Below are 10,211 nucleotides of genomic sequence, written 5' to 3' on the forward strand. Positions count from 1 at the left end.
CCGCCGCCGACACCAGCGGACGGTAAGGTCGCGCGGCATGAGAACGGTCTACACGACAGCCGACTCCGACACCTTCCACCCGGCCCGACAGCGGCTGGTCGGCCAGGTCGGGAAGTGGGCGCGTCGGCAGCGGCGAACCGAACTCGACCCATTCGTGATCGAGACGCTGCTGGACCACCGGTGGAGCCACGGTGACGGTCTGCTCGGCCGGTGGCACCCCGACGACCTCACCGCCGCCCTGCTCGACTGGTTTCCCCGACAGGTCACCATGCACCCGCACGACTGGGACGCCGTCGTGCCGAGCGTACGGGGACTCGTCGACTTCCTGTTCGACGAAGGGCTCGCCGACCGGCACTGCGCCGATCGGGACCTGCTGCACAGGACGCTGGACGAGCTGGCCGGACCGGTCGCCGAGGCGCTGGCCGACGAGCGGCGCTACGGCCCGGCGAAGTACTGGGCCACCCGGATGATGCGCGACGGCGTCGACCCGACAGACAACGCGGCCGCCCAGGCGTTCATCGCCGACGTGCACGCCGGCCGGATCCCCGTCGACCGGGACCTGCTCAACCAGATCATGGCCAACCACCTGGCCGCGTCCGACCGCGCCCAACGCCCACCGACCCTGCCACTGGTGGTCGTCCCGGACGACGCCGAGCTGCGCACGGCGGCCGAATCGTCGACGATCCTGCACCAGGTCCGGCAGTTGGTGACCTGGATGGGCCAGGGCCGTACCCTGACCCCGAACGGCAACCTTCGGCTGGCCGACGCCCGGGAACTGGTCCCGCTGCTCGGCACCGCCGACGTGATCGACCCGGCCGTCGGCGACCGGGTGTTCAAGACCCGCAGCAGCGAGGAGCTGTACGGGCTCTCGGTCGTCGTCGCCTGGGCCCGGGCCGCCCGAGTGGTTCGGGTGGTCAAGGGGCGGCTCGTGCCGGTCAAGAGCGCGGCCAAGCTGCTGACCGACCCGCTCGCCCTGGCCCAGCGGCTGTACGCGGCGCTGCCCGAGATCGGGGCGGCCGTGTGCGGCAGCGGCTGGAACGAGTCGTCGATGCGGTGGCGGTTCGACGACGCCGTCGTCATCGCGGCGTTCTCCCTCTGCTCGTCCGCCGGGCCGTTGCCGGTCCCGGCTCTGCGTGAGCTGCTGCACCAGTCGCTGGAGGAGTCGATGCTGGTGCCGAACGGCGGCACCGAGGAGCAGCAGCAGGCGTGGCGACGGCTCGCCCACAACGACGCCGACCGGCTGTTCGCGCGGCTGGCCGATCTCGGCGCGGTCCGGCTCACCGACGACGAGATCAGCCTGACGCCACTCGGCGCCGCGCTGGTCGCGCACCGTCTGCGCGAACAGGGCGTCGTGGTGCCGACCGTGGCGGAGCTGCTGGACGAGACCGCCGAGGTGGTGGTGGCGCTCGCCGCCGACAGCGATCCGGACAGCGCCGAACGGCTGCTGACCGCCTGGTGCGCCCACCAGCCGCAGAGCGGTCCCGCTGAGCTGCGGGCGCTCGCCCGGCGTACCGACGACCGGAAACACCAGCGTCTCGCCCGGGCCTATGCGGGGTAGCCGTGCCGTCGAAGTCACCTACGACGGTGGCGCACAGCGGCAGGAGGCCGTCAGACTGGTCGAGGAGAACGGCGAATGGCGGGTCTGCCAGTGACACCCGACCACCTGCCACGACAGTGACGGAGGACGGAGCGGGATGATCGAGGCACTGCTGCCGGCCACGGCGGTCGCCCGCGAGGCGTTCGACGACAACGTCCCGGTCACCCTGTTCCCCGAGGAGTCCGCGGTGCTCGGCAACGCGGTCGACAAGCGCCGTCGTGAGTTCGGCACCGCACGCCGCTGCGCCCATGAAGCCCTCGCCGAGCTGGGCTTCCCCGGCGTACCGGTGCCGTCCGGTGCACGCCGCGAACCCCGCTGGCCGGCCGGGGTGGTCGGCAGCATCACCCACTGCGCCGGCTACCGCGCGGCGGTGGTGGCCCGGTCGGTCGACCTCACCACGGTCGGAATCGATGCCGAACCGCACGAGCCGCTGCCCGCCGGCGTCCTGAACAGCATCACCATGCCCGACGAACTCACCTGGCTGACCGCCCGCCGGGACAGCCACCCGCAGGTGCACTGGGACCGGCTGCTGTTCTGCGCCAAGGAAGCCGTCTACAAGGCGTGGTACCCGCTGGCGGAACGCTGGCTCGGCTTCGAGCAGGCGTACGTCGAGGCGAACCCCGGCCCCGACGGCACCGTCGCCCCCGGTTCCAGCGGCGCCGCCACCGACGGGGACTTCACCGCCCGGCTGCTGGTGCCCGGCCCGGCGTTGCCCGACGGCACGCCGCTGACCGGGTTCACCGGCCGGTGGCTGGCCCGCAACGGCCTGATCGTCGCCGCGATCAGCGTCCCGGCCGGCCCCGACGCTTGACCGTCACACCGCCCCAGAACGCCAACCCGCTGATGTGGATTCTCGGCCCGCCGGGGCTGCCCAGTCCGGCGGCCCGCTGACCAAAGTCGCCCATCACGCCCACCCCGGTGATCGACACCTCGGCGTCATCCGGCACCACGATCTCGATCCCGCCCATGATCGCCCAGGCCTGGATCCGGATCACGTTCGCGTCGAGCTGCGCTTGTCGCAGGTCGAACCGGCCACCGCCCCAGAAGGCGAGCGCCCGCAACCTGCCCGGTGCCACCCACCGGCCCCGGCGGTCGACCCCGCTCATCACCGCGACCGCCCACTGCGACGGCCGCGACGGCTCCAGACCGTGATCGCCCCGCCGGGCGACCGAGTCGGACACCGCACGGGGAATGTCCCGGGTCAGCGGCTCCAACTCCGCGTACGTCCGGGCGGCGTACACCCGACCGAGTCGTTCGTCCAACTCGGGCAGATCGATCCGGCCCTCGGCGGCCGCGGCCCGCAGCACCTCCGCCACCTGCTCGCGGTCGGCGTCGGAGGCCCGCAGCCGGTCTGGGGGCAGCCGGTCAGGAAGGTCACTCACGCCCACAGCGTACCGAGCGTCGCCGGGTTCGTCGGATCAGTCAGGTAGCGCGCCAGCACCTCGGTGTGCAACGGGAACGCCAACCTGACCGGCTCGGTCACCACCAGCCACTCGGTGGCCTCCTCGGTCGCCACCGACACCGGCAACGTCTCCGCCGGTCGGGGCGGCAGCACCCCGAAGATCAGCAGGCTGGCGCCGTTCGGCACGCTGCGCACGGCGTACAGTCGCACCTGGTCGGACCGCCCGGCCAGCCCGGTCTCCTCGCGCAGCTCGCGGACCACCGCCGTCCGCCAGTCCTCGCCGTACTCGATGAAACCGCCCGGCAGAGCCAGCTCGCCGCGCGCCGGCTCGATGTCGCGGCGCTGCACCACCACCCCGATCCCCTGTGGACTCGTCACCGGCACCAGGGCAACCGCCACCGGCGTCGGGTTGCGCCACACCTGCTGCCCACAGTGGTCACAGGACCGGGGCCAGTCGGCGTCGGCCGGGTAGCGGGCACCGCACGACGAGCAGAACGAGTAGGGCACGCCAGTCACAGCGTCCGACGATACGCCGGTCGCCGGGCCGGGCCCGCTGTCACCTATCCGACCGCCGGCGGGCACCCGCCGGCCGCGCCCGGTCGGGGATCCTGACCCGCTGGGCCCGGCATCTGGACACCACCAGCGCAGCTACCTGCGCCGGTCGCTGCGCTGGTTGGACCGGCGGCGGTAGCCTGCGGCGATGCGGCACACCTTGGAGCCGAACGCCCGGACCCTGCACGGCTACCTCTCACCGGACTATCCACCGGTGCTGACCATCGACCCCGGAGACACGGTCACCTTCCGTACCCTGGACTGTTGGTGGTCGGCCGGGCCGTACGCCGGCGGCCCGCACGACCAGCGGCCCCGGCACGCGGCGCACCGGCCGGGGTTCGGCCACGCGTTGGTCGGGCCGGTCGCGGTGCGCGGCGCCCGGCCCGGGACCACCCTGTCGGTACGCGTCGACGAGGTGCTGCCGGCCGACTGGGGCACCACCCTGGCGGGCAGCGCGTTGACCCCGCACAGCGAGCGGTACGGGATCGCCGGCACCGAGACGGTGCACACCTGGCAGCTGGACCCCGCCGCCGGCACCGGACGCAACCAGCTCGGCCACACCGTGACGTTGCGGCCGTTCCTCGGGGTGCTCGGCATGCCACCGGCGCAGCCCGGCGAGCATTCGACCATTGCGCCCCGGCGTTGCGGCGGCAACCTGGACTGCAAGGACCTGGTCGCCGGCAGCACCCTGCTGCTGCCGGTCACCGTCGACGGCGCGCTGTTCTCCGTCGGCGACGGGCACGCAGCCCAGGGCGACGGCGAGATCTGCGGTACGGCGATCGAATGCCCGATGGACCGGGTCCAGCTCACCTTCGATCTGGTCGACGACCGACCGTTGACCGGCCCGGTGGCCCGGGTCGACGGCGCCTGGCTGACCCTCGGCCTGGGCGACACTCTCGATGCCGCGGCCGCCGACGCCCTCGACGCGATGATCACCCTGATGTCCCGCCGGCACGGGCTGTCCCGGGGTGACGCGGTCGCCCTGGCCAGCATCGTCGTCGACGTACGGGTGACGCAGATCGTCAACGGCGTCGTCGGCGTGCACGCCCGGCTCGCCGACGACGCCCTCCGCTGAGGGTGCCAGCCGGCTCAGCTGGGCGGTAGGAGTGATGGGCGGCGGCGGGCGGCGAGGTCCTCGACCCAGCCAAGGGCCAGTACCACCGCGACCAGCAGTACGGTGCCGACGCCGAGGATGGCCGCCTTGCCGGCGTAGAGGCCGGTCAGAGTGAGCAGCCCACTGGCGGCGTACAGCACCGGCAGGTGCCAGATGTAGATGGTCACCGCCCGAGCGTTGACCATGCGGATCAGCCGGGCCAGCCACGGCACCTGCGTGAGCCAGTCCAGCCGGGGCCGGGCCCGCATCAGCAGCAGCACCACCGCCCACCCCCACACCAGCGCGCCGAGCCGGTCGTCCTCGCCCCGCTCGGCCAGCCACATCGTCGCGCCGATCGCCAGCGTGCCGACGCCGAGCGCGTACCACCTCAGCGGGACCCGGTCCAGCAGCCCGGTGTGCCGGGCGTAGCCGATCAGCCAGCAGGTGCCGTACGCGGCCATCGACCAGACCACGTCGGTGACCGGGTTGACCGGCAGGTCGACCAGCGGGGAGGAGAGCAGTACCGCGAGTGCGGGCAGGGTCAGCAGCGCGCCGACCGGCCAGCGCCGGAACGCCCACCACAGCAGCGGGGAGAGCAGCACCAGCCAGAGGTAGGCGCGGATGTACCACAGCCCGAGCGAGAACGGCCCGCCCCACTCACTGGACGGCGGGTTGCGCAGCGGGGCCACCCACCAGGCGACGTCGGGCAGGCTGGGCCGCCAACCGACCAGGACCATCAGCGGTACGGCGACCGCAGCGAGCGCCCACAGTGGCGGCAGCAGCCGGCGCAGCCGGGAGCCGACCACCCGCAGCGGCGCACCCCGGTCCAGCGACACGGCCGTGAGGTAGCCGGCCAGCGCGAACATCACCGGCATCGCCGGGAACGCCAGCGGCAGCCAGGTCAGCCACAGGGTGTGCAGCAGGTAGACCCGCAGGATCGCCAACGCCCGCAGCGCGTCGATGTACGGGCTGCGCTCGCCGGAGCGGGCCGGCGCGACCGTCGGGGCAGCGACGTCGGGGTCCCGGTCACCGTCGCGGTCACTTAGGAGCCCGCTGACACGCATGAGCGCCGACGCTAGACCGGCAACCTCGGTACCCGCGCAACGCCCGGTTGCCGGCCGGCGACAATCCGGTTAATGCCCGGCGGCATCTCACGCCGGGACCAGCGACGGGTGGTACGGGGCGCCGATCGGACACCCCGTACCACCCGTCGACTCAGCGCTGTCGCACCGTCAACTCCACCGGCACGGTCGGCACCTCGTACGGGGTCTGCGCCCGCAGCGCCAACGTGGCCGTGTAGCGGCCGGGCCCGTCGACCCCGGTCGCGGCGTCAGCGGTGAACCGTACCGTGACGGCTTTTGACGCGCCCGGCGCCAACGTGAAGCTGGCCGGGCGTACCCGCAGCCAGGGCACCTCGGCCGGCGGCGCGCAGCCGTCCGCCCCGGACCACCGCGAGATCGACGGCAGCGCCGCCCACTGCGGCGACATGCCGCCGATCGCCAGCCCGCCGCAGGCACCGGCGCCCCGGGAGGCGGCCTGCCCGGTCCGGGCCAGCTCCTGCCAGGCGTCGGCCACCGGGTCGTACCCGATGGTCCGGTCGGTGATCTCCCCGCTGGACAGCATCCCGCCGGCCAGCACCAGCCGGCCGGCCGCCACCGAGTACGCCGCGCCGGTCACGTGATGCGGCATGTCCGCGCGGGCCGCCCAGCGGTCGGTGTCCGGGTCGTAGGCGACGGTGTCGGCGTAGTCGCCGTCGTGGCTGTACCCGCCCGCGCAGTAGATCCGCAGGTCGATCGCGCCGCAGGCATGCCACGCCACCTCGTGCGGGTAGTCGGCGCGGGCCCGGAACGTGCCGGTCGTCGGGTCGAACGCCAGCACGTCGGCCGACGCCCGGCACAGCTCGTCCCGGCAACCGCCGACCAGGTAGACCAGCCCTTCGATCACCACCGCAGCGGCCGCCGCCCGGGGCGCCGGGTTGGTCACCCCGGCGAGGGTGTGCCACACCCCGGTCGCCGGATCGAACACGTCGACCGCCGACTGCGGCCGGAACTCGGTGTCCCAGCCGCCGAACACGTACACCTTGCCGTCGACCGCCGCCACCGCCGGTTTGCCCCGGTCGCGGGGCAGGTCCGGCAGCCGTTGCCAGGAGTCGGCGGCCAGGTCGTAGGCCCACGCCTGCCGGGTGGTGCCCAGGTGGGTGCCGCCGCCGATCGAGTAGACCGTGCCGTCGAGCACCACGGCGGCGTTGTCGGACAGCCCGTCCGGGGCGTCGGTCAACTGCTGCCACGGCGGCTGCCCGGACAGCGGCGGCGTCGCCGACGCGGCGGGCCGTTCCAGCACCGTCACCGTCACCGGCGCGGTCCCGGTGTTGCGGATGGTGAACTCGCCGCTGCCGCTGCCGCCGGCTGGCAGCTCCGCCCCGACCGGTGCGCCGGAGACCGCCAACTGCCCGCTGCGCAGGTCGAAGTCGACCCGCCGGGAGCCGCCGGCGATCACCGACGCGGTCCGCTTGCGCTGCTGGTACGGCGCCGCCTCGGCGACGAACGACCGCTGCTGTCCGGCCCCGCTGGCGAAGAACCAGTAGAACCCGTCCGGCACCGTCTCGTCGGCCGGGGTGGCCGCCGACGTCCCGTACTCGTCCGGGCGCTGCGGGTCGGCGACCCGCGCCCCGACCACCGGCGTCCCGGTGTTCGCGTCGCTGGTGAACCCGGCGATCAGCCCGCCGTCGACCGGCGTGCAGGTGCGGTCGACGATCGCCACGTCGTCGACCTGCCACCACCAGCTGTACCCGCCCCGGTAGCGGAACCGGACCTGCACCTGGTCGGCACCGGCCACCGGTGCCAGCGGAATCTCCACCAACTGTGGCCCGCGTACGCTCTCGGTCACCTGGGAGACGTTGACCCATTCGGTGCCGTCGGTGGAGACGTCGATCGCGGCGACGTCGCCATTGCCGGCGATCCGCGCGTCGGTGCGGAACCGCAGCACCGGTGCCGCGATCTGCGAGATGTCGATCATCGGCGTGTGCAGCAAAGTGTCCTGGTTGCGGCCGACGCCGTGGCCGTCGCTGTCGACGATGGCGAACCCGCCGGCACCACCGGTCAGGTTGCCCCGCTGGTGGTGGTCGGTGAAGGTCCAGCCGCCGCCGTCGGTGCGGTCCACGATCGACCAGCCGGCCGGCTCGGTGGCGAAGTCGGTGGCGAATACCGTAGCGCCGGTGTCGGCCGTGTAGCCGGGGGCGGTGCAGGCGATCTGCGCCGCGACCACCAGGTTCGCCCTCCGGGCCTGGCCGCCGACCGCCACCTCGGTGGTCACCGTCCGGTAGCCGGGGTACAGCGGGGTCACCGTCAGCTGGTACGTGCCGTGCCGGGGCACCTGGACGGCGTACCGGCCGCTGGTCGGGTCGGTGAAGACCGGGTGGCCGGGGCGGCCGGCGATCTCGATCCGCGCGTACAGCGGCCAGCCCTGCCCGGAGCCGTCGGTGACCCGACCGGAGAGGGTGACCAGCGGCACCGCGTCGAGGGCGACGTCCAGGTCCACCGGCGCGGTGCCGACCGTCACGGTCAGCGTCCGGGTGGCCCAGCCGAACCCGGAGACGGTGAGGGTGTGTGTGCCGGCCGCCAGGTACGTCGCGTACGAGCCGGTGGGTCCGGTCTGCACACTGCGGCCGGCGACCGTCACGGTCGCCCCAGCGACCGGGGAGCCGTCCGCCGCGTCGGTCACCGTGCCGGTCAGCCGGCCGGTCTGCGCGCGGGGTGACTGCGCCACCACCTGGTACGCGTCCAGCCGACCCTCGCCAGCCAGGTTGTTGTCCGCCACCGTGCCGCCACATTCGGTCGCGTCGACGTCGATCGCGGTCCGGTCCAGCAACGCGACCGTCGCGTCGTAGTCGTTACGCAGCGCCGGCGCGGCCGACCACAGCAGCGCGACCGTGCCGGCGACGTGCGGCGCCGCCATCGACGTTCCGTCGGCGGTGCCGTACTGGCTGCCCGGGATCGCCGAGACGGTGCCCACCCCGGGAGCGGCGACGTCCGGCGTGATGTGGCCGTCCACCCCGGACGCGCCCCGGCTGGAGAAGCCCGCGACTGTGCCGTCAACGTCGTGCGCGCCGACGGTGTAGACGCTCGGGTAGTCACCGGGGGAGCCGGCGGTGTTGCACGCCGGCCCGTCGTTGCCGGCCGAGAAGACCGGGAAGATCCCGGCCGCCCGCCACGCGGTCACCACCTGCTCGTACCAGAGGTCGGCCTGGCCACCGCCCCAGGAGTTGTTCACGATGTCCGGCCGCAGATCCGGGCGCGGGTTCTCGCCGTTGCGGTCGGTCGGCGCCAGCACCCACTGACCGGCGGCCAGCAGCGCCGGGTCGGAGCAGGACCGGGCCTCGCAGCCCTTCGCCGCGATCCACCGTGCCCCCGGCGCCACCCCGATCCGGGCGCCGGCGCCGTCGTCACCGACCATCGTGCCCACGGTGTGGCTGCCGTGCCCCTGGTTGTCGCAGGGCGACCCGTCCCCGCAGATTCCGGTCGGGTCGAACCAGTTGTAGTCGTGGTCGAATGCGCCGTCGCCGAGGTTCCCCCGGTAGCTGGCGGCCAGCGCCGGATGGTCGAACTGGACACCGGTGTCGATGCTGGCGACCACCACGGTCTCGCCGCGTACGCCGAACTCCGACCAGACCCGGGGCGCGCCGATCTGCTCCACCCCCCACGGGGTCTGCGGGTCGTCGGCGACCGACGGCTGCGTGACCGGCTCGATCAGCTCGTGGCTGCGCAGCGGCTCCACCCGCGCCACCTCCGGCCGGGCGGCGATCGCGTCGACCAGCGCCCGGTCCCCGGTGACCTGCACCGCGTTGGCGATCCAGAAGCTGGTGTACGGCACCTTGCGCCGGGTCAGGTCGGCGGTCAGCTTCTGTTGGCTGCGCTCGGCGACCTCGGTCAACTGCTCGTACGTGGCGACGGAACGTCGGGCCCGGTCGCTGATCCGGGACGCCGCGTCCAGGGTCGCCTTTTCCCGGAGGTAGACCATGAAGCTGGTGGTGCCGTCGGCGGCGAGGTCGGCCAGCAGTTCGGCGCTGACCGCCGCCGGGGCGTCGCCGTTGCCGCCGATCGGGGCCGCTGACGCGGCAGGGGCGGCTGCCGTGGTGACGGCGGCTACGCCGAGCACCACCGCCAGCGTCGCGGCGACGGCCCGGGCAGTCACGGCGGCGTACCGGATACCCGCTGGTGGCGGGCCGGTCCGTCCAGGTGGATGGATCATCGTTCTCCTCACAGTGGTGACAGGCGGATCCCGCCTGCCGGCCATGCTCGGCGCGCCGATGACCAGGTGAAAGCACCAAGGTGGGCAATTGCCGGGCAATACCGGGACAGCCCGCCGCTGGGAGGGCTCCCATAGGGCCGTTGACGTGGGCCGGTCCACCCGGTTGGCTGACCTGCGGGGACACACTGGGGGTAGCTGACTGTTGGCGCTCCGGGCATCTATAGCGCTCTTGAAGCTGCTATGATGCTCGCGTGAACCTCAAGGAGTGGGCAGCGTCGACCGGCATCGCGTACATCACCGCTCGGCGACAGTACGCAGCC

The 10,211-nt window shown here is 73.4% G+C and carries 7 protein-coding genes; 3 read left to right on the top strand and 4 right to left on the bottom strand.

Annotation, left to right across the window (positions count from 1 at the left end; all coding sequences use genetic code 11):
• The first annotated feature begins 37 nt into the window (after positions 1-37).
• Together ACFHVL_RS21645 and ACFHVL_RS21650 are read left to right on the top strand one after the other, a co-directional pair.
• Positions 38-1,558 carry a hypothetical protein gene (locus ACFHVL_RS21645; protein ID WP_416630204.1) on the top strand — a complete coding sequence of 507 codons (1,521 nt, stop codon included), beginning with the start codon at positions 38-40 and terminating at the stop codon, positions 1,556-1,558.
• A gap of 136 nt (positions 1,559-1,694) precedes the next feature.
• Entirely contained in the window at positions 1,695-2,408 is a 714-nt protein-coding gene (locus ACFHVL_RS21650) for a 4'-phosphopantetheinyl transferase family protein (protein WP_416630206.1), read from the top strand.
• Here the strand turns inward: ACFHVL_RS21650 and ACFHVL_RS21655 are convergent.
• Complete coding sequence (locus ACFHVL_RS21655) at positions 2,380-2,979, bottom strand: DUF1707 SHOCT-like domain-containing protein (protein WP_416557359.1); 600 nt, start codon at positions 2,977-2,979, stop codon at positions 2,380-2,382. The genes ACFHVL_RS21650 and ACFHVL_RS21655 overlap by 29 nt on opposite strands.
• Complete coding sequence (locus ACFHVL_RS21660) at positions 2,976-3,515, bottom strand: NUDIX domain-containing protein (protein WP_416557358.1); 540 nt, start codon at positions 3,513-3,515, stop codon at positions 2,976-2,978. Before ACFHVL_RS21660 ends, ACFHVL_RS21655 begins: the two co-directional genes overlap by 4 nt.
• Positions 3,516-3,699: 184 nt before the next feature.
• Here ACFHVL_RS21660 and ACFHVL_RS21665 point away from each other — a divergent pair, with 184 nt between their 5' ends.
• Positions 3,700-4,626: an acetamidase/formamidase family protein gene (locus ACFHVL_RS21665; RefSeq protein WP_416557357.1), complete on the top strand. Its 927-nt coding sequence runs from the start codon at positions 3,700-3,702 to the stop codon at positions 4,624-4,626.
• A 14-nt stretch (positions 4,627-4,640) separates the two neighbouring features.
• Here the strand turns inward: ACFHVL_RS21665 and ACFHVL_RS21670 are convergent, their stop codons facing one another.
• Together ACFHVL_RS21670 and ACFHVL_RS21675 are read right to left on the bottom strand one after the other, a co-directional pair.
• Entirely contained in the window at positions 4,641-5,708 is a 1,068-nt protein-coding gene (locus ACFHVL_RS21670) for an acyltransferase family protein (protein ID WP_416630208.1), read from the bottom strand.
• A gap of 151 nt (positions 5,709-5,859) precedes the next feature.
• Positions 5,860-9,891 carry a S8 family serine peptidase gene (locus ACFHVL_RS21675; RefSeq protein WP_416630209.1) on the bottom strand — a complete coding sequence of 1,344 codons (4,032 nt, stop codon included), beginning with the start codon at positions 9,889-9,891 and terminating at the stop codon, positions 5,860-5,862.
• Positions 9,892-10,211 lie beyond the last annotated feature (320 nt).

Source organism: Micromonospora sp. LOL_023, assembly GCF_048060115.1.
GTDB lineage: Bacteria > Actinomycetota > Actinomycetes > Mycobacteriales > Micromonosporaceae > Micromonospora_E.